Source organism: Allobosea sp. LjRoot237 (genome assembly GCF_964253285.1).
Classification (GTDB): Bacteria; Pseudomonadota; Alphaproteobacteria; order Rhizobiales; family Beijerinckiaceae; genus Allobosea.
Map to the genome: position 1 here is coordinate 4,982,239 of NZ_CAXUQP020000001.1, position 18,380 is coordinate 5,000,618.

18 protein-coding genes are annotated in these 18,380 nt (G+C 69.0%); 14 read left to right on the forward strand and 4 right to left on the reverse strand.

The window, feature by feature from the left end:
- The first annotated feature begins 2 nt into the window (after positions 1 to 2).
- From cobN to cobJ, 5 genes are read left to right on the forward strand one after another with little or no spacing between them, the layout of a single operon-like run.
- Positions 3 to 3,527 carry a cobaltochelatase subunit CobN gene (gene cobN, locus ACSQ24_RS24215; protein WP_436097152.1) on the forward strand — a complete coding sequence of 1,175 codons (3,525 nt, stop codon included), beginning with the start codon at positions 3 to 5 and terminating at the stop codon, positions 3,525 to 3,527.
- Positions 3,524 to 4,810 (forward strand): precorrin-3B synthase, encoded by a 1,287-nt coding sequence (cobG, locus tag ACSQ24_RS24220; RefSeq protein WP_436097153.1) that lies wholly within the window; start codon positions 3,524 to 3,526, stop codon positions 4,808 to 4,810. Before cobN ends, cobG begins: the two co-directional genes overlap by 4 nt.
- Positions 4,811 to 4,825: 15 nt before the next feature.
- Positions 4,826 to 5,458: a precorrin-8X methylmutase gene (locus tag ACSQ24_RS24225; protein WP_436097154.1), complete on the forward strand. Its 633-nt coding sequence runs from the start codon at positions 4,826 to 4,828 to the stop codon at positions 5,456 to 5,458.
- Between the two features lie 5 nt (positions 5,459 to 5,463).
- Positions 5,464 to 6,207 carry a precorrin-2 C(20)-methyltransferase gene (locus ACSQ24_RS24230; RefSeq protein ID WP_436097155.1) on the forward strand — a complete coding sequence of 248 codons (744 nt, stop codon included), beginning with the start codon at positions 5,464 to 5,466 and terminating at the stop codon, positions 6,205 to 6,207.
- Positions 6,204 to 6,995 (forward strand): precorrin-3B C(17)-methyltransferase, encoded by a 792-nt coding sequence (gene cobJ, locus ACSQ24_RS24235; RefSeq protein ID WP_436097156.1) that lies wholly within the window; start codon positions 6,204 to 6,206, stop codon positions 6,993 to 6,995. The genes ACSQ24_RS24230 and cobJ overlap by 4 nt, the downstream gene beginning before the upstream one ends.
- Here cobJ and ACSQ24_RS24240 read toward each other — a convergent pair.
- Positions 6,938 to 7,699, reverse strand: coding sequence for a cobalt-precorrin-6A reductase (locus ACSQ24_RS24240; protein WP_436097157.1), 762 nt, complete (start codon positions 7,697 to 7,699; stop codon positions 6,938 to 6,940). The genes cobJ and ACSQ24_RS24240 overlap by 58 nt on opposite strands.
- Between ACSQ24_RS24240 and cbiE the strand changes: the two genes are divergently transcribed.
- The 5 genes from cbiE to bluB all read left to right on the forward strand — a co-directional run bounded on the left by cbiE (position 7,698) and on the right by bluB (position 12,153).
- Complete coding sequence (gene cbiE, locus ACSQ24_RS24245) at positions 7,698 to 8,948, forward strand: precorrin-6y C5,15-methyltransferase (decarboxylating) subunit CbiE (RefSeq protein ID WP_436097158.1); 1,251 nt, start codon at positions 7,698 to 7,700, stop codon at positions 8,946 to 8,948. The genes ACSQ24_RS24240 and cbiE overlap by 2 nt on opposite strands.
- Complete coding sequence (locus tag ACSQ24_RS24250; protein WP_436097159.1) at positions 8,945 to 9,331, forward strand: cobalamin biosynthesis protein; 387 nt, start codon at positions 8,945 to 8,947, stop codon at positions 9,329 to 9,331. Before cbiE ends, ACSQ24_RS24250 begins: the two co-directional genes overlap by 4 nt.
- A complete protein-coding gene (cobM, locus tag ACSQ24_RS24255) occupies positions 9,328 to 10,092 on the forward strand; it encodes a precorrin-4 C(11)-methyltransferase (protein ID WP_436097160.1) in 765 nt (254 codons plus the stop codon). The genes ACSQ24_RS24250 and cobM overlap by 4 nt, the downstream gene beginning before the upstream one ends.
- Positions 10,093 to 10,198: 106 nt before the next feature.
- Entirely contained in the window at positions 10,199 to 11,524 is a 1,326-nt protein-coding gene (locus ACSQ24_RS24260; RefSeq protein ID WP_436097161.1) for a cobyrinate a,c-diamide synthase, read from the forward strand.
- Complete coding sequence (gene bluB / locus ACSQ24_RS24265) at positions 11,521 to 12,153, forward strand: 5,6-dimethylbenzimidazole synthase (RefSeq protein WP_436097162.1); 633 nt, start codon at positions 11,521 to 11,523, stop codon at positions 12,151 to 12,153. The genes ACSQ24_RS24260 and bluB overlap by 4 nt, the downstream gene beginning before the upstream one ends.
- Here the strand turns inward: bluB and ACSQ24_RS24270 are convergent.
- Positions 12,150 to 13,346, reverse strand: coding sequence for an MFS transporter (locus ACSQ24_RS24270; protein ID WP_436097163.1), 1,197 nt, complete (start codon positions 13,344 to 13,346; stop codon positions 12,150 to 12,152). The two genes, bluB and ACSQ24_RS24270, sit on opposite strands and share 4 nt — an antisense overlap.
- A 146-nt stretch (positions 13,347 to 13,492) precedes the next feature.
- Here ACSQ24_RS24270 and ACSQ24_RS24275 point away from each other — a divergent pair, with 146 nt between their 5' ends.
- A complete protein-coding gene (locus ACSQ24_RS24275; protein WP_436097164.1) occupies positions 13,493 to 14,407 on the forward strand; it encodes a LysR family transcriptional regulator in 915 nt (304 codons plus the stop codon).
- A 146-nt stretch (positions 14,408 to 14,553) separates the two neighbouring features.
- Here the strand turns inward: ACSQ24_RS24275 and ACSQ24_RS24280 are convergent, their stop codons facing one another.
- Together ACSQ24_RS24280 and ACSQ24_RS24285 are read right to left on the reverse strand one after the other, a co-directional pair.
- Positions 14,554 to 15,207, reverse strand: a complete 654-nt coding sequence (locus ACSQ24_RS24280; protein ID WP_436097165.1) for a CoA transferase subunit B — start codon at positions 15,205 to 15,207, stop codon at positions 14,554 to 14,556.
- A 15-nt stretch (positions 15,208 to 15,222) separates the two neighbouring features.
- Positions 15,223 to 15,930, reverse strand: coding sequence for a CoA transferase subunit A (locus ACSQ24_RS24285; RefSeq protein ID WP_436097166.1), 708 nt, complete (start codon positions 15,928 to 15,930; stop codon positions 15,223 to 15,225).
- A 197-nt stretch (positions 15,931 to 16,127) separates the two neighbouring features.
- Between ACSQ24_RS24285 and ACSQ24_RS24290 the strand changes: the two genes are divergently transcribed.
- From ACSQ24_RS24290 to ACSQ24_RS24300, 3 genes are read left to right on the forward strand one after another with little or no spacing between them, the layout of a single operon-like run.
- Positions 16,128 to 17,396: a phosphopantothenoylcysteine decarboxylase domain-containing protein gene (locus tag ACSQ24_RS24290; protein WP_436097167.1), complete on the forward strand. Its 1,269-nt coding sequence runs from the start codon at positions 16,128 to 16,130 to the stop codon at positions 17,394 to 17,396.
- Entirely contained in the window at positions 17,393 to 17,887 is a 495-nt protein-coding gene (gene dut, locus ACSQ24_RS24295) for a dUTP diphosphatase (RefSeq protein WP_436097960.1), read from the forward strand. Before ACSQ24_RS24290 ends, dut begins: the two co-directional genes overlap by 4 nt.
- A complete protein-coding gene (locus tag ACSQ24_RS24300) occupies positions 17,884 to 18,336 on the forward strand; it encodes an RrF2 family transcriptional regulator (RefSeq protein WP_436097168.1) in 453 nt (150 codons plus the stop codon). The genes dut and ACSQ24_RS24300 overlap by 4 nt, the downstream gene beginning before the upstream one ends.
- Positions 18,337 to 18,380: the final 44 nt, after the last annotated feature.

Genomic DNA, 18,380 nt, shown 5'->3' on the forward strand with positions numbered 1-18,380 from the left:
CGGTGCACCTTCTCCCGACCAGCGAGGTGAGGCTCGACGACGGCGAAGACGCCGTCGACCTCGCTCTGCCGCCGGGAGATCTCCTCGTCCTCTCCTTCAGCGACAGCGACCTCTCGGCGCTGGCGGCGGCCGCACCCGGTAGCGAACTCGACTTCCGCCTCGTTCCGCTCCGGCGCTTCAGGCATCCGCTCTCGATCGACCTTCTGATCGAGAAGACGCTCGCCAACTCGCGCTTCGTGCTGCTGCGCTGTCTCGGCGGGCTCGACTATCTCCGCTACGGCGTCGAGCAGATCGCCAGCGCCTGCCGGCAGCATGGCGTCGCGCTGGCGGTGCTGCCCGGCGACGACCGCGAGGATGAACGGCTTGCCGGCTACGGCACGGTGCCGGCGGCGTTCGCGGCGGAGCTGCTCGGCTATTTCCATGCCGGCGGCGGCGCCGAGAATATGCGGCGGCTGCTGGGGCGGGTGGACGGCTATCTCGCGGCGCTGCCCTCATCCGACCCGGCTTCGCCGGGCCACCTTCTCCCCCGAGGGGAGAAGGATGAGCCAACGAGCAAGGGCGAGCCAGCGTCGCTAACAGCCACCTTCTCCCCTCGGGGGAGAAGGTCCCGGCAGGGGGATGAGGGCCAGCGCGACCTCACCCCCATCCCACTCCCAACCCTCTTCGCTCTTGGCCCCAACGCCACCCCCCTACCCTGGCGCGAGGCGCTCGCCGCTCTGCCGGCAGACGCACCGCTCGTCCCCATCCTCGTCTATCGCTCCGGCGTCGCCGCCGGGGATACGGCGATGGTCGAGGCGATCGCGGTGGCTCTCGCCGCGCGTGGCCTCAGTCCCCTGCCGCTCGCCCTGACCAGTCTCAAGGACGCAAGCGTCGCTGCCGAACTCTCCGCCCTGATCGCGATGCGGAAGCCGGCGCTGATCGTCACCACTACCGCCTTTTCCGCCCGCGACGGCGCCAATTTCGTCCTCGACGCGGCCGATTGCCCGATCCTGCAAGCCGTGCCGGTCGGCAGCGCGCGCGAGGCATGGGAGGCGTCGCCGCGCGGGCTTTCCGCCGCCGACCTTTCCATGCAGGCGGCGCTGCCGGAATTCGACGGCCGGCTCGGCGCCATCCCGGTCGCCTTCAAGGAGGAGATCGCCGACCCCGCGACCAGCCTGGTGCTGCGGCGGCTCTCGCCCGATTCCGAGGGCATCGCCACCCTCGCCAACCTCGCGGCCAACTGGGTCGCGCTTGGCCGCAAGCCACGGGCCGAGCGGCAAATCGCGCTGGTGATGTCCGACTATCCCGCACGCGGCGGCCGCGCCGGTTTTGCCGTCGGACTGGATACGCCGGCGAGCGCGCTCGCGATCCGGGAGCTGCTGGGCGGGGCGGGGTATGATGTCGCGGCAAATCGTCATTGCGAGCACAGCGAAGCAATCCAGGGAGACGTCGAGCTCTGCCGTCCCTGGATTGCTTCGTCGGCTGCGCCTCCTCGCAATGACGAACAAGGCCTCGGCCTCATGCAGGCGCTCACCGAAGGCCCCGCCGACTTCGCCGTCCCGCTCGCCAGCTACCGCGCCTGGCTCCCCGCCGTCCCGGCCACCGCGCGCGAAACCTTGCTCGCAAGCCACGGCCACCCCGAAGCCGACCCCGCCTGCAACGGCGAGGCCTTCCGCTTCCGGCTCGTGCGCTTCGGCAATCTCGCCATCGCCCTGCAGCCGCCGCGCGACGCCACGCCCGACCGCAAGGCGCGCTATCACGATCCCGACGCGCCGCCGGGGCACGCCTATCTCGCCTTCTATCTCGGCCTGCGCGAGATCCTGCGCGCCGATGCGCTGATCCATCTCGGTACGCATGGCACGACCGAATGGCTGCCCGGCAAGGCGGTGGCGCTGTCGGCCGCCTGCTGGCCGCGGCTTGCGATCGGCGCGCTGCCGGTGATCTACCCCTATGTCGTCGACGACCCCGGCGAGGCGGCTCCAGCCAAGCGCCGGCTCTCGGCCTTGACGCTCGGCCATCTGCCGCCGCCGCTGGCGACACATGACGCTGGCGGTGAGGCGGCGCTGCTGCGCGACCTCGTGGAGGAGTATTCGCAGGCGCGGGTGCTCGATCCGCGCCGGGCCGAGCTGGTCGCGCGCGAGATTCTCGACAGGGCGCAGGCGAGCGGCCTCGCCGCGGCTTGCGGCGTCACGCCCGCTCAGGACATGCCGAGCGCACTCGCGGCGCTCGACGCCCACCTCTGCGATCTCACCGAGACCGCCTTCCGCGATGGTCTGCACCTCTTCGGCCAGTCGCAAGCCGACCCAGCTTCCGCCGAAAACGAGCGCCGCAACCTGCTGAAGGCGCTCGATGCCGGTTTCGTGCCGCCCGGCCCGGCCGGCGCGCCGCATCGCGGCCGCCCCGACGTGCTGCCGAGCGGGCGCAATCTCTCGACGCTCGACCCGCGCACCCTGCCGACGCGCTCGGCAGCAAAGCTCGGCGCCAAGGCGGCGGAGGCGATCATCGCCCGCCATCTCCAGGACGAGGGCGACTATCCGCGCCGAATCGTGATGGACCTCTGGGCTTCGCCGACATTGCGCTCCGGCGGCGAGGACATCGCCCATGCGCTGCACCTGATGGGCGCCACACCACTATGGGACCATGGCTCGACCCGAGTCACGGGCTTCTCGATCATCCCGCAAGCGAAGCTCGCCGCGCCACGCGCCGACGTCACCATCCGCATCTCCGGCGCCTTCCGTGACACCTTCCCGGCGCAGATCGCCTTGCTCGATGCAGCCGCGCGCGCCGTCGCCGAGCTCGACGAGCCGGAGGAATGGAACGAGCCCGCCGCCGCCCGCCGCAGGGGCGAGACAGGAGCCCGCATTTTCGGTGCAGCGCCCGGACGCTATGGCGCGGCCATGGCCGACCGGGCGCTCGACGGCGACTGGCAGGCGCGCGCCGAGCTCGGCGACACCTATCTCGCCGCCACCAGCCATGCCTATGGCGGGCCCGATGGTGCGGCCTCGCCCGATGAGAGCTTCGCCGACCGTGTCGCCGAGGCGCAGGCCTTCGTCCATGTCAGCGACACCGCCGGGCGCGACATCCTCGAAGCGACCAGCGCCGCCGATGTAATCGGCGGCTTCGTCGCGGCGATGCAGGCTGAAGGCGGCAAGGCAGCGCTCTACAGCCTCGATACCTCCGATCCTGAAAAGCCGAGAGCCAGAACGCTGGCCGAGGACGTCTCGCGCATCGTCCATGGCCGGCTCTGTCATCCCAAATGGATCGCGAGCCATCTTGCCCATGGCTGGCGCGGCGCGGCCGAGCTGGCGGAGGCGGTCGATGCGCTCTTCGTCTATGCGGCAAGCACGGATGCGGTCTCCGACGCGCTGTTCGACGCGGTCTTCCAGGCCTATTGCGGCGATGCAGCCGTCTGGCAGGCGCTGGAACAGGCGAATGCGCCTGCCGCCACCTCGATCCGCTCGCGCCTCGCCGAGGCGCAGGAGCGCGGCCTCTGGCATAGCCGGTCGAACTCGGCGGCGATGCTCTCCGGGCAGGAGGCGGCCGAATGAGCGCCCCGGCCCGCGAGACGATGCGGCGTGGCTGGTGCCCCGGCACCTTGCGACCGATGCTGACCGGCGACGGGCTGCTGGTGCGCCTGCATCCGCCGCACAATGCGCTGACGCCGGACCAGCTCGCTCGTGTCGCCGAGTTGGCGGCCCGGCATGGCAACGGCCAGATCGAGATCTCCGGGCGCGGCAATCTGCAGCTGCGCGGCATTCGCGCGGAGGCGCATCCGGCACTGGTGGATGATCTGCTGGCTGCCGGTCTCGTCGACGAAGCCGAGGGCGATGGCCCGAACCGGCTGGTGCTGACCTCGCCGCTCGCGGGCCGGGCAGCGGACGAGCTGATCGACGCCGCTGTGCTGGCAGAAGCGGTCGAGCGCGCCGGTCGCGGCGTCGCCGGGCTGCCGGCAAAGCTCTCGATCGTCGTCGATGGCGGCGGCGCGCTCGCACTGGATAGCTTCGCTGTGGATCTCAGACTGCGCGTCGTCACGGCCGAGGCGGTCGCGTTCGGCCTGCCGGGCGATCTCTGGTTCGCGCCGGTTGCACGGGATGAGGTGCCGGTGCTCACGGCGCAGCTGCTCGGCGGTTTCGTCACCGTGAGCCGCCGCAGCCCTGACCAGATCCGCCGCATGCGTGATCTCGATCCCGAAGGGCTGGCCACGCTCGCCACTTCATGCGGGCTTGTGCCGATGGCTGCGCCGGCCGCTCGACCCAAGCCCATCACCATCGGCCTCGTCGCCGAGCGGGATAGCCAGTTCGCCCTGCTGGCTGGGCTGCCCTTCGGCCGGACGGGTACGGACGGCTTGGTTCGGCTTGGCACACTCGCCAGTGATGCTGGCGTTCGCGAGATCAGGCTCTCGCCCTGGCGAGGCTTCGCCTTTTGCGGCCTCCGGCCCGACGCAGCGGGCGTCTTGCAAGCCGCTCTCCGAAGCGAGGGCCTCGTCGTCGAGCCGGACGATCCGCGCCTTTCGGTCTCGGCCTGCACCGGTGCACCGGCCTGCGCGCGCGGCAAGGCTCCAGCGTTAGCTGATGCCGCAGTGCTGGCCGACGCGCTCTCCCCGCTACTGGCCCATGGCCTCAGCCTCCACGTCTCCGGCTGCGCCAAATCCTGTGCCCATCCCGGAAGCGCCGATCTCACGCTGGTGGGCGCTGGCGGCCGCTATGACGTGATCGTCGCAGGCGGTGCCAACGATGCCGCCATGGCCCGGCTTTCATTGAGAGAACTTGTGCGCCGGCTCGAACCGGGTCAGGACATCCGCGCGCGGCTGGATGCCGCCCATACTGGTTGAAGACAGGTACCGAGTTTGAACACGCGTCATGCCTATATCCGCGACGGGGCAGCGATCTATGAGCGCTCCTTCGCCATCATCCGGACCGAATCCGATCTGTCGCGTTTTTCGGGTACGGCCGAGCGCGTGGTCGTGCGGATGATCCATGCCTGCGGCATGACCGATCTGCCCAAGGACGTGGCGATGTCGCCGGACTTCGCCGATGTCGCCGCGGCGGCACTGGCGCAGGGTGCACCGATCCTGTGCGATGCCCGCATGGTCGCGGACGGCGTCACCCGCACGCGCCTGCCGGCGAAGAATGAGGTGATCTGCACGCTTCCCGAATCTTCAGTACCGAAGTTGGCCGAAGAGATGGGCACCACACGCTCGGCCGCGGCGATGGAGCTGTGGCGGCCGCATCTCGCCGGCGCGCTCGTCGTGATCGGCAATGCGCCGACATCGCTGTTCCGCTTGCTCGACATGCTCGACGAGGGCGCGCCAAAACCGGCCGCTGTGATCGGCATCCCAGTCGGCTTCGTCGGCGCGGCGGAATCGAAGGAGGCGCTGGCTCAGGACGGGCGCGTGCCCTTCCTCGTCGTGCACGGCAGGCGCGGCGGCTCGGCCATGGCAGCCGCAGCCGTCAACGCGCTGGCGCAGGTCAAGGAGTGAGCGGCGTGAGCGATCAGGCGCCCCGCACTTTGCTCTACGGCGTCGGGCTCGGTCCGGGCGATCCCGATTACATGACCGTGCGCGCCCGTGATATCATCTTGAAGGCCGACCGGCTGGTCCACTTCTGCAAGCGCGGCCGGCGCGGCAATGCCCGTATCACCGCTGACGCCATCATCGCGCCCGACCCGGCCCGCGAGATCGAGCTCGCCTTCCCGGTCACGATCGAGGTGCCGGTCGAGGACGAAGGCTATACCGGGCCCATCGCCGCCTTCTACGACGAGGCCGCCGAGCAGCTCGCCGGCGAGATGGCGGAAGGCCGCAGCGTCGCTGTGCTCTGCGACGGCGACCCCTTCTTCTACGGCTCCTTCATGCATGTGTGGCGCCGCCTCGCCCATCGTTTCCCGACCGAGGTGGTACCGGGCGTGACCGGCATGGCCGGCGCCTGGGCCCGCGCGGAGGCCCCGATCAGCTGGGGCGATGACGTAATGACCGTGGTGCCGGGCACGCTCGCCGAGGGCGAATTGACGCGGCGCCTCGCCGACACCGACGCGGCGGTGATCATGAAGCTCGGCCGCAACCTGCCCAAGGTGCGCCGTGCGCTGCAAGCGGCGGGGCTGATCAACCGCGCCATCTATGTCGAGCGCGCCACCATGGCCGGGCAGGTGGTGACCCGCCTCGCCGACAAGGGCGATGACGAGGCGCCCTATTTCTCGATGATCCTCGTCCCCGGCGAAGGACGGCGGCTGTGAGCGGCTCGCTCGCCATTATCGGCCTCGGCCCCGGCGAGGCGCGTTATCTCACGCCCTCGGCGCTGGCCGCGCTCGAAACCGCGAGCGATCTCGTCGGCTACGGGCCCTATCTCGACCGCGTGCCAGCACGCGCCGGCCAGACCAAGCACGCCTCCGACAACCGCGTCGAGGTCGAGCGTGCCCGGCATGCGCTGATGCTTGCCGCTGAAGGGAAAGCCGTCGCGGTCGTCTCCGGCGGCGATCCCGGCGTCTTCGCCATGGCGGCGGCGGTATTCGAGGCGGTCGAAGCGGGCGAGCCGGATTGGCGCAAGCTCCAGATCACCGTCGAGCCGGGCATCACCGCCATGCTGGCGGCGGCGGCCAAGGCCGGCGCACCGCTCGGCGGCGATTTCTGCGCGATCTCGCTCTCGGACAATCTCAAGCCCTGGGAGATCGTGACCTCCAGGCTCTCCGCGGCGCTCACAGCCGATTTCGTGATCGCCCTCTACAATCCAATCTCGAAGGCGCGGCCCTGGCAGCTCGGCAAGGCGCTGCAGCTGGCGGCAACGATCCGCGCGGCCGAGACGCCAGTGATCTTCGCCCGCGCCGTCGGGCGATCCGACGAGAGCCTGCGTATCCTGACGCTCACGGAAGCCGTAGCGGCAGCCGAAAGCGCCGACATGGCGACTTTGGTGATGATCGGTGCCAGCGCGACGCGGCTGATCTCCCGCGAGGGTGCAAGCCCGATCGTCTATACGCCGCGCTCGGTGACGAAGAGCCCCTGCGCCACCAGCCATGGCAGGACCTGATCGATATGCTCGACGGTCTCGACATCGGGCTTCGGCGGCCGCTCGACCATGATCACCGGAAGCCCGAGCCGGCGCGCCGCCACGAGCTTGCCGAGCGTCATCGGCCCGCCGGCATTCTTGCTGACCAGGACCTCGGTTCCCTCCTCGCGCATCAGCTTTTCCTCGGCTTCGGCCTCGAACGGGCCGCGCTGCTGCAACACCTTGGCGTGCGGCAGCGGCAGGTCGTTCACCGGCTCGATCACCCTGATCAGATAACGATGCTGCGGAGCGGCGAAGAAGTGGGGCAATTCGAGCCGGCCAATGGTCAGGAAGACCCGACGCGGCTCATCGCCGAGCGCCTCGACGGCGGCATCGATGTCGGGCACGCTCTTCCAGCGATCGTTAGCCTGCGGCTTCCAGGATTCACGCCGGATCGCCAGCAGCGGCACGCCTTCCGCCTTGCAGGCCGCCTCGGCATGATAAGGCATGATCGCGGCAAAGGGGTGGGTCGCGTCGATGACGGCGACGACGCCTTCGTCGATGAGATATTGCCTGAGGCCGGCAATGCCGCCGAAACCGCCGGTGCGGGTCGGCAAGGACAAGGGGCGCGGGTCGGAAGTATGGCCCGCGAGCGAGATCACGGCGCGAATTTCGGGTGCCTGTTCAGCCAGGAGCTGATCGAGTGCAGCCGCTTCGCTGGTGCCGCCGAGGATGAGGACCGTCATGGAACAGTTTTCGCCTGAATCGACCAAACTGTCGAGCACACCGCCCGGGCCCTGGCTCTCGCTGGTCGGGCTCGGCGAGGATGGCCGCGCCGGTCTCTGCGCCGAAGCGCTGGCCGCGCTGGAAAGCGCCGAGATCGTCTTCGGCGGCGAGCGTCATCTCAAATTGATCGGCGATGTCCCCGGCGAGGCGCGGCCCTGGCCGCAGCCCTTCCGCAACGCGCTGCCGGCGATTCTGGCCGAGCGCGGCCGCGCCATCTGCGTGCTCGCGACCAGCGACCCGTTCCATTACGGCATCGGCGCCGGCCTGACCAAGGCGGTGCCGGCGGCCGAGATGCGCGTCATCCCGCAGCTCTCCTCCTTCTCGATGGCCTGCACCCGCATGCGCTGGCCGCAGGAGGAATGCGGGCTGGTCTCGCTGCACGGCCGCGCCCTGCAAAGGATCATCCCCTATCTGCAGCCGGGCGCGCGGGTACTGGCCCTGTCTTGGGATGATTCGACGCCGCTCGCCGTCGCGCAATTGATGAGCGCGCGCGGCTTCGGCGAGAGCTCGATCACCGTGCTCGAATCGCTCGGCGGCCCAAGCGAGCGCATCCGGCAGGCACGTGCCGATGCTTTCGCGCTCGACGGCATCGTGCCGCTCAACATGCTGGCGATCAGCGTTGTCGCCAGCCGCGATGCCCGCATCCTGCCGCTGGCGACGGGCCTCTCCGACGACTGGTTCGAGCATGACGGCCAGCTCACCAAGGCCGATATCCGTGCGATCACGCTGTCGGCGCTGGCGCCGCGCGCCGGCGAGCTGCTCTGGGATATCGGCGCCGGTTCGGGCTCGGTCGGCATCGAATGGAGCCTGCGCCACCGCCACAACCGGGCCATCGCCTTCGAGGAGCGGCCGGAACGCGCCTCCCGCATCGCCCGCAACCGCCTCGCGCTCGGCGCGCCGCCGCTTGAGGTGGTCGAGGGCAAGGCGCCTGAGAGCTTCGCCGGCAAGGCCTCGCCGGACGCCGTCTTCATCGGCGGCGGGCTGACCGATCCCGGCGTGTTCGAAGTCGCTTTCGCGGCGCTGAAACCGCGCGGCCGGCTGGTTGCGAACGCCGTGACGATCGAGGGCGAGGCCAGGCTTGCCGCGCTGTTCGCCGTCCATGGTGGAAACTTACGCCGCATCGGCGTCGCGCATCTCGATCCGATCGGGACGATGCATGGCTGGCGCGCCGCCATGGCAGTGACGCAATGGCGGGTGGTGAAGCCGTGAACGGCATCACCGCCGGCATCGGCCTGCGCCCAGGTACATCGGAGGCAGACATCGAAGCCTGCCTGATGCAGACGCTGGCCACCGCCGGCCTGTCGGCGGATGCTATCGGCCGCCTCGCAACACTGGCATCGCGCCGGGACGAGCCCGGGCTGACCGCCGTGGCACAGGCACATGACTTGACCCTCGTCGCCATCCCCGACGAAGCACTCGCCGGCTTCGAGGCGGCCTGCGCCACGCGCTCGACCCGGATCTCCGGCCTCTACGGCGTCGGCTCGGTGGCGGAGGCGGCGGCGCTGGCCGCAGCCGGGCCGGGCGCCACGCTGATCCAGCCGCGCATCGCTACCGCACGCGTCACTTGCGCTCTCGCCCGGAGCGCCGCGTGACCGTCCATTTCATCGGAGCCGGCCCCGGCGCTGTCGACCTCATCACCCTGCGCGGGCGCGCGTTGATCGGCGCCTGCCCGGTCTGCCTCTATGCGGGCTCGCTGATCCCCAAGGCGATGCTCGGCTGGTGCCCGCCCGGCGCGCGCATCGTCGACACCGCCCCGCTCGACCTCGACGCGATCATCGCCGAAATCCAGAGCGCCCATGCCGACGGCAAGGACGTTGCCCGGCTGCATTCCGGCGACATCTCGATCTGGAGCGCTACGGCTGAGCAGATGCGCCGGCTGGATCAGCTCGGCATCCCCTATGAGATCACACCCGGCGTGCCGGCCTTCGCCGCGGCGGCGGCGGCGCTCAAGCGCGAATTGACGCTGCCCGGCGTCGCGCAATCGCTGGTGCTGACGCGCACCTCCGGCCGAGCCTCGGCCATGCCGGACACCGAAAAGCTCGCGACCTTCGCGGTATCAGGTGCGACGCTCGCCATCCATCTCTCGATCCATGTGATCGAGCAGGTCGTGGACGAGCTCACGCCCTTCTACGGCGCAGATTGTCCGGTCGCGATCGTCTTCCGCGCCTCCTGGCCGGAGGAGCGCATCCTGCGCGGACAGCTGTCCGATATCGCGGACCAGGTGCGGGCGGCAGAGCTGGAGCGGACCGCCCTGATCCTGGTCGGCCCGGCGCTGGCGAGCGCCGACTTCGCAGAAAGCGCGCTCTATTCGACCGGCTATGATCGCCGTTTCCGGCCCGGGGGCGGCATCTGATGGCTGAGCGTCATTGCGAACGCAGCGAAGCAATCCAGCGTCGCCCTCTGCCGCCCTGGATTGCTTCGTCGGCTGCGCCTCCTCGCAATGACGAGAAAGAGTGCTGATGACAGCCCGTGGAATCCTCATCGCCGCGCCGCGCTCCGGCTCGGGCAAGACCACGATCACGCTCGGGCTGCAACGCGCCTTGGTCCGCCGGGGCCTCAGGGTACGCGGGCTGAAATGCGGGCCTGATTATATCGACCCGGCCTTCCACGCCGCTGCGACAGGCGCGCCCAGCGCCAATCTCGACAGCTATGCGATGCCGGATACCTTGTTGGCACAGGTCGCAGCCGGGGCAGCCGAAGCGACAGACATCGTCATCGCGGAAGGCTCGATGGGGCTGTTCGACGGCGTGCCGGGCCGCGACGGCCATACCGGCGCCAGTGCCGACATCGCCGCCCTGCTCGGTTGGCCTGTCGTGCTGGTCGTCGACGTCTCCGGCCAGGCGCAATCGGCCGGTGCGATCGCGCTCGGCTGCATGCTCTACGACAAGCGCATCCGCGTCGCCGGGGTGATCCTCAACAAGGTCGCGAGCGAGCGCCATCGCCGGCTGGCCGCCGCCGGCATGGAAAGGATCGGCCTGCCGGTGTTCGGCGCCCTGCCGCGCGAGGCGAGCTTGATCCTGCCCGAGCGCCATCTCGGCCTCGTCCAGGCCGGCGAGACCGAGGACCTGCACCAGCGCCTCGATGCGCTTGCCGATGCCGTCGCGGCCGCGGTCAACCTCGACGCTGTGGTCGCCGCTGCCGGCGCGACCGCTTTGCCGATTTCCACACATCAGACGATCCCGTTGCCGGCGCCCGGCAAGCGCCTCGCCATCGCCCGCGATGCCGCCTTCAGCTTCGTCTACCCGCATGTCGAGATAGGCTGGCGGGCTGAAGGCGCCGAGCTCGTACCGTTCTCGCCGCTCGCCGACGAGGCGCCGCCAGAGGCCTGCGATGCCTGCTGGCTGCCGGGCGGCTACCCCGAGCTACATGCCGGCCGGCTCGCTGGCGCCTTGCGTTTCCTCGACGGGCTGCGCGATTTCGCCCGCACTCGCCCGGTCCATGGCGAGTGTGGCGGCTACATGGTGCTGGGCAAGAGCCTGACCGATGCCGACGGTATCAGCCATGCCATGGCCGGGCTGCTCTCGGTCGAGACCAGCTTCGCCAAGCGCAAGATGAATCTCGGTTATCGCAATGCGCTTCTCGCTGCCGACGGGCCGCTCGGTCCTGCGGGCAGCCGCCTGAGTGGGCACGAATTCCACTACGCGACCGTGATCTCGCAGGGCAAGGATCCGCCCTTCGCCATGGTCACGGACCCGCACGGCTCGGCCCCTGCTCCGGCCGGCAGCCGCCGCGGCCTGACCTCCGGCTCCTTCTTTCATGCGATCGCGGTGCGGGAGGGGGCGTGAGCTCACCCCCCACCTTCGACGACGATTTCCGCGACAAGCTCGACGAGCTGATCGCCTGGCGCCGCGATGTCCGACGTTTCCGCCGCGAGCCGGTGCCTGAAGAGCTGCTGGCGAAGCTGCTCGATCTGATGCAGCTCTCGCCCTCGGTCGGCTATTCGCAGCCCTGGCGCTGGCTGAGGGTGGACGATCCCGGTCAGCGCGCCGCTGTGCAGGCGAGCTTTTCCCGCTGCAATGCGCAGGCACTGGCCGATTACGAGGGCGAGCGCGCCGCGCTCTACGCTCGCCTCAAGCTCGCGGGCCTGCACGAAGCGCCGGTGCAGTTCGCGGTGTTCTGTGACCACGGCACGGCGCAAGGCCACGGCCTCGGCCGGCGGACCATGCCGGAGATGCTGGACTATTCGGTGGTGGCAGCGATCACGCAGTTCTGGCTTGCCGCCCGCGCCCATGGGCTCGGCCTCGGCTGGGTCTCGATCCTCGATCCCGCCGAGATTGTCGGCATCCTCGGCACCCCACCGGAGTGGAAACTGATCGGCTATCTCTGCCTCGGCTATCCCGAGGAGGAGCATGAGGTCCCGGAGCTCGTTCGCGCCGGCTGGGAGAGTGATCCGCGGCTCGCCGAGCTCAGCTAGCTTGCCCGGCTGAGCGCGCCGCACAGGCCGAATGCCGTCAAGATGGCGAGCAGGGCAGCGCCGCCGACCAGCCCGGTCGCCGAAGGCCAGCCCAATGCCTCGATGACACCGCCGATGGCGACAGGCCCGACGACCTGGCCGAGATTGCTGCCCTGCATCAGCAGGCCGACGACGACAGGGGTCAGCGCCGCCGTCGGCGCGAGCACCGGTGCCGAGGAGAGCAATGTCGTGGGGATGATGCCGCCGACCATCGAGAACAGCACACAGAGCAGGAAGGTCGCGGAATCCGGCAAGAGGCCGAGGAAGATGCCGAGTGCGGACAGTCCCATCACCAGGCTGGCGAAAACGATCAGGCCGATGCGCGAGACGCCGCGCGCCAGCAGCATGCCGGCCGCGAGGTTGCCGATGATGTTGACGGCGCTGGCGAGCGCACCGAGCACACCAGCAGTCGCGAGCGAGACCTGCATGCGCTGCATCAGCAGCACCGGCAGGAAGCTGAACAAAGCGAAGAACATCAGCGCGTAAAGCGCAAAGGTGAGTGCGAGCAGCAGCGGGCCACGCGCGCTCAGCACCGCGCCGGCATCGCCCGCCAAGGCTGCCAGGGAGGTACGCCCGCCACCATCGACCTGCGGCACAGCGAAAAAAGTGAACGCGATCGCGACGACTGCAAGAGCGCCAGTGACCTGCCAGATCATGCGCCAGTCGGTGAGCCAGGGCCCGGCAAGCATGGCGAGTGCGATGCCGGTCGGCATGAAGCAGCTCCACAATGCCATGGCGATGTCGCGCTGCGCGGGACTGGCGACACGCTGCAATATGGCCGGCCCGGCGATGGTGATCAGCAGGAAGCCGAGGCCCTCGATCACGCGCGAGGCGAGCAGCATCGGAAAGCGCGGCGCCGCCGCGCCGAGGAAGGCGCCAAACGTAACGGCCAGCAGGCCGAAGAGGAGAACGCGCCGCGCGCCGAGGCCGATGGCGAGGGTGCCGACCGGGATGCCGCCGACCATGCCGAGCACGGCGAAGATCGAGGCGAGCCAGCCGAGCGTCGCAAGGTCGAGCCCGAACTCGGCCTGCACCAATGGCATCGCGATCGCAGCCTTGCCGATCTGCAGCGCCGCGACGATGCCGCCGGCGACGACGACGGAGACGGCGAGCCAATCCGTCCTGACACTGGACCCTGCTGCAACCGTCGTCATACGCGAGGCTTTGCAACAGTGACCTGGATTGGGCGGTCGGTCATGCTCGGCTCCTTGGTGACACAGCGGCGTCGCCCGGAGATGTGCGTTCTCATCGATCGTTGGAAGTGAGATAATTGGCATCGAGTCGATCAAGGAAATCGATCATGCTCGATGCCCTCACCCTCGACCAGATGCGCATCTTCGCCGCCGTGGCCGAAGCCGGCAGTTTCCGTTCGGCGGCGACGCGCCTGTCGCGGGCGCAATCGGCGATCAGCCATGCCATCGCCAATCTCGAGGCGCAGCTCGGTCTTTCCCTGTTCGACCGCTCCGGCCATCGGCCGGCCCTGACAGCGGAGGGGCGGGCGCTCCTCACCGACATCAGGGAGGTACTGCTGCGCGTCGGCGCGCTGAAGGCCCGCGCGCATGGCCTCAGCAAGGGCGTCGAGATCGAGCTTGCGCTGACGATCGACGTCCTGTTCCCGTTTCCACTGATCGGCGCAGCGCTCGCGGGCCTACGCGAGCGCTATCCATCGGTCACGATCCGGCTCGCCATCGAGCCGCTGGGCGGACCGATCGCCGCCCTGCTGGAGCGACGCAGCGCGCTGGCGATCACGGTCGGCGAGAATTTCCGCGATCCGCGCATCGCGATCGAGGCGCTGACGAGTATCGAGGCCATCGCGGTCGTCGCGGCGACGCATCCGCTTGCCCGGGCCGGTGACGGGCGCGTCCTGTCGCGCTCCGAGCTCGCCTTGCATCTCCAGATCGTGCAGATCGACCCGACGCCGATCTCGGGCACACAGGATTTCAACGTGCTCTCGCCGCAGACCTGCCGCGTCACCGGGCAGGACACCAAGCATGCGATGATCCTGGCCGGACTCGGCTGGGGCCGGTTGCCACACTGGCTGATCGAGCGCGATCTCACTGAGGGCAGGCTGGTCAGGGTCGCGACCAGAGCGCTCGGCCGCAATGCCCAGCTTCCAGCCGAAGCCTATCTCGCCCACCGCCTCGACGAGGCGATGGGCCCGGCCGCGCGCGCCTTCGCCGAGGCGCTGGCGCGGCTCTGTGCTGAGGCAACGTAAGACGTAACTCCACTTCATCGTCATTCCGGCCGTAGCGAAGCGGAGCGCCGGAATCCATCGTAGAGCGCACCGCCCTTCGATGGATTCCGGAACTGCGCCGCTACGCGGCTTGTCCGGAATGACGGCAGGAGCGGACTACGCCGCCCTCAGACCGCGACCTTGAACGACGCCTCGGTCTTGGCCTTGATCTCATCGAGCGTCACGCCCTCGGCGAGCTCGATCAGGGTCATGCCGCCGCCGTTCTCGTCGATCGAGAAGACGCCGAGATCGGTGATCACCATGTCGACGACGCCGGCGCCGGTCAGCGGCAGATCGCAGGCCTTGAGCAGCTTCGGCGATTCCGAGCCGTCCTTGTTCTTGGCGACGTGCTCCATCACCACGACGACCTTCTTGACGCCGGCGACGAGGTCCATGGCGCCGCCCATGCCCTTCACCATCTTGCCGGGGATCATCCAGTTGGCGAGGTCGCCATTCTCGGCGACCTGCATCGCCCCCAAGATGGAGAGGTCGATATGGCCGCCGCGGATCATGCCGAAGGAATCCGAAGACGAGAAATAGCTCGTCGTCGGCAATTCGGTGATGGTCTGCTTGCCGGCATTGATCAGGTCGGGATCCTCTTCGCCCTCATAGGGGAAGGGACCCATGCCGAGCATGCCGTTTTCCGACTGGAGTTGCACGCTCATGCCATCCGGAATGTAGTTCGAGACGAGCGTCGGGATGCCGATGCCGAGATTGACGTAGAAGCCGTCCTTCAGCTCCTTGGCGGCGCGAGCGGCGATCTGTTCACGGGTCCAGGCCATGTGCGTGATCTCCTCTCAAGCCGTTTCGCGCTTGCGCACGGTGCGCTGCTCGATGCGCTTTGCCGGGTTGGCGACGTGCACGATGCGCTTCACGAAGATGCCGGGCGTATGGATCTGGTCTGGGTCGATCTCACCGGCGGGCACCAGATGCTCGACCTGGGCGACCGTGAGGCGCGAGGCTGAAGCCATCATCGGATTGAAGTTGCGCGCCGTCTTCCGGTAGACGAGATTGCCCTCGGTGTCGCCCTTCCAGGCGTGGACGATCGAGATGTCAGCGAAGAGGCCGCGCTCCATGATGTAGCGCTCGCCGTCGAATTCGCGTTCCTCCTTGCCCTCGGCGATCAGCGTGCCGACGCCGGTCTTGGTGAAGAAGGCCGGGATGCCGGCGCCGCCGGCGCGGATGCGCTCGGCGAGCGTGCCCTGCGGGTTGAATTCGAGCTCGAGCTGGCCGGAAAGATACTGCTCGGCGAAGAGCTTGTTCTCACCGACATAGGAACTGATCATCTTCCGGATCTGGCGGGTCTCGAGCAGGACGCCGAGGCCAGCGCCGTCGACACCGGCATTGTTGGAGATGAAGGTCAGGTCCTTGGCACCGGACTCGCGGATCGCCTCGATCAGCATGTCGGGAATGCCGCAGAGGCCGAAACCACCGGCCATGATGGTCATGCCGTCCTTGATGACGCCGGCGAGAGCCGCCTTGGCGTCGGGGTAAACCTTCTTCATCGGGATGCCTTCGTCGCTGGGTGACCGTAAGGGAGCCTCGAAAACAACTAGCCGAGCGCATGGTGCGGTTGCAACATACGCTGCTGACGCGCCCCTCGTGTGACCATGCACAGCAGACAGGCTCCAATGCCGGCACATGACAGCGCGGCCCGGCCGATGCTACCAAACTGCGCGTCCCGCCTTCCGGAGCCAAGCCCTTGTCCGCCTCCCGCTCCATCCTGCTGATCATCGGCGGCGGCATCGCCGCCTATAAGTGCCTGGAGCTGATCCGGCGCCTGAAGGATCACGGCATCGCCTGCCGCTGCATCCTGACCAAAGCGGGCGAGCAGTTCGTCACGCCGCTCGCGGTGTCCTCGCTCGCCGGCGAGAAATGCTTCACCGACCTGTTCTCACTGACGGACGAGGCCGATATCGGCCATATCGCGCTGTCGCGCTCAACCGACCTGCTCGTCGTAGCCCCGGCCACCGCCGACCTGCTCGCCAAGATGGCGAACGGCCATGCCGACGATCTGGCGTCAACAGCGCTCCTCGCCACCGACAAGCGCATCCTGGTCGCGCCGGCGATGAACCCGCGGATGTGGGAGCACCCGGCGACGCAGCGCAACATGGCGACGCTGCAGAAGGACGGCGTCCTCGTGGTCGGGCCGAACTCCGGCTCTATGGCCGAGCGCGGCGAGAGCGGGCCTGGCCGCATGGCCGAGCCGCACGAGCTCCTGGCCGCGATCGAACTGGCGCTCGCCGGCGAGACCCGGCCTTCACCCTCGATCGGCTTCCTCGGCCGCTTGCCGGGCGGTGCGCCTTCCGGCCCGAAGCCGCTCGCGGGCAAGCGCGTGCTCGTCACCTCCGGCCCGACGCATGAGCCGATCGACCCGGTTCGCTACATCGCCAACCGCTCCTCCGGCAAACAGGGCCACGCCATCGCGGCCGCGGCGGCGGCCGCCGGCGCCGAGGTGACGCTGATCTCCGGCCCGGTGACCATTCCAGATCCCACCGGCATCAACACGGTCCATGTCGAAAGCGCCCGCGACATGCTGGCGGCGACGGAAGCGGCGCTGCCGGCCGATCTTGCGATCTTCGCCGCCGCGGTCGCCGACTGGCGCACCGCCGACGCCGCCGGTCAGAAGATGAAGAAAGACGGCAGCAAGCCGCCCAGTCTCGCCTTGGTCGAGAACCCCGACATCCTCGCCACCATCGCGGCGCGCGAGATCGACCGGCCCGCCCTCGTCGTCGGCTTCGCCGCGGAGACGCAGAACGTCGTCGATTATGCCCGCGCCAAGCTGGCGAAGAAGGGCTGCGACCTGATCGTGGCCAATGATGTCGGCGGCACCGGCGTGATGGGAGGCGACGTCAACACCGTCCACCTCGTCACCACAGACAGCGTCGAGACCTGGCCGACCCTGCCCAAGGCGGACGTGGCGACGCGTCTCGTCGCGCATTTCGCCGACCTGCTGGCGCAGAAGGGCTGAGATCGATGGCGACGCTCCGCATCAGGCGCCTGCCATACGCCCAGGACCTGCCGCTGCCGGCCTATGAAACGCCGGGAGCCGCCGGACTCGACCTGCGCGCCGCCTTGCCCGACGGGCCGCTGCGGCTCGAGCCGAGCCAGCGCCTGCTCGTGCCGACCGGACTCGTGCTCGAATTGCCGGAAGGGACGGAAGGGCAGGTCCGGCCGCGCTCTGGTCTCGCCCTGCGCCACGGCGTCACCTTGCTCAATACGCCCGGTACGGTCGACGCGGATTATCGCGGTGAGGTCAAGGTCATCCTGATCAATCACGGCCAAGAGGTCTTCACCATTGCGCATGGCGACCGCATCGCCCAGCTCGTCGTCGCTGCCGTGCTGCAGGCTGATGTCATCGAGGTCGAGGAGCTCTCTGAGACCACGCGCGGCGCCGGCGGATTCGGCTCGACCGGGGTGAGCGACGCCGCTCCGCGGCAGGTGGCCGGAGGCAAGGCATGATCCAGCTCTCGCGCCGCAGCCTGCTTGCCGTCACCGCCGTGGTCGACATCGCCCTGCACGCCCGCCCGACCCCGGTCGCAGCCAAGGCGCTGGCGGCGCGGCACGAATTGCCGCCGCGCCATCTCGAAACCGTGCTGCAGGCGCTGGTCAGGGTCGGCATCCTCAAGGGTGTGCGCGGACCGCGCGGCGGCTACGAGCTGGCGCGGGAACGCCGCCGCATCACCGCCGGCGAGATCGTGCGCGCCGCCATGCAGGCCAGTGCCGACGAAACCCTGCCGCCGCTGCCGCGTTCCGCTCTGGTGGACGTGGTGGTCGACCCGATGATGCAGCAGGCCATGGATGCCTGGCTCGCCAGGCTCGACGCGGTCACTGTGGCCGATCTCTGCCGCGAGGCTGACGAGCGCGCCGCAACCGGGAAACCAGCGATCGATACAGATTTCACAATATGAAATGTTAAATCTGTAATTCCTCGACAAATTCTGTGATTTGATGC

What these genes read in the sequence shown, in the direction of transcription:
- ACSQ24_RS24240 (WP_436097157.1), bottom strand. Translation starts at nt 7,699, where the DNA reads ATGACGGTCCTCATCCTCGGCGGCACCAGCGAAGCGGCTGCACTCGAT.
- ACSQ24_RS24300 (WP_436097168.1), top strand. Translation starts at nt 17,884, where the DNA reads ATGATCCAGCTCTCGCGCCGCAGCCTGCTTGCCGTCACCGCCGTGGTC.
- ACSQ24_RS24270 (WP_436097163.1), bottom strand. Translation starts at nt 13,346, where the DNA reads ATGACGACGGTTGCAGCAGGGTCCAGTGTCAGGACGGATTGGCTCGCC.
- ACSQ24_RS24280 (WP_436097165.1), bottom strand. Translation starts at nt 15,207, where the DNA reads ATGGCCTGGACCCGTGAACAGATCGCCGCTCGCGCCGCCAAGGAGCTG.
- ACSQ24_RS24260 (WP_436097161.1), top strand. Translation starts at nt 10,199, where the DNA reads ATGACAGCCCGTGGAATCCTCATCGCCGCGCCGCGCTCCGGCTCGGGC.
- cobG (WP_436097153.1), top strand. Translation starts at nt 3,524, where the DNA reads ATGAGCGCCCCGGCCCGCGAGACGATGCGGCGTGGCTGGTGCCCCGGC.
- ACSQ24_RS24285 (WP_436097166.1), bottom strand. Translation starts at nt 15,930, where the DNA reads ATGAAGAAGGTTTACCCCGACGCCAAGGCGGCTCTCGCCGGCGTCATC.
- ACSQ24_RS24275 (WP_436097164.1), top strand. Translation starts at nt 13,493, where the DNA reads ATGCTCGATGCCCTCACCCTCGACCAGATGCGCATCTTCGCCGCCGTG.
- cbiE (WP_436097158.1), top strand. Translation starts at nt 7,698, where the DNA reads ATGGAACAGTTTTCGCCTGAATCGACCAAACTGTCGAGCACACCGCCC.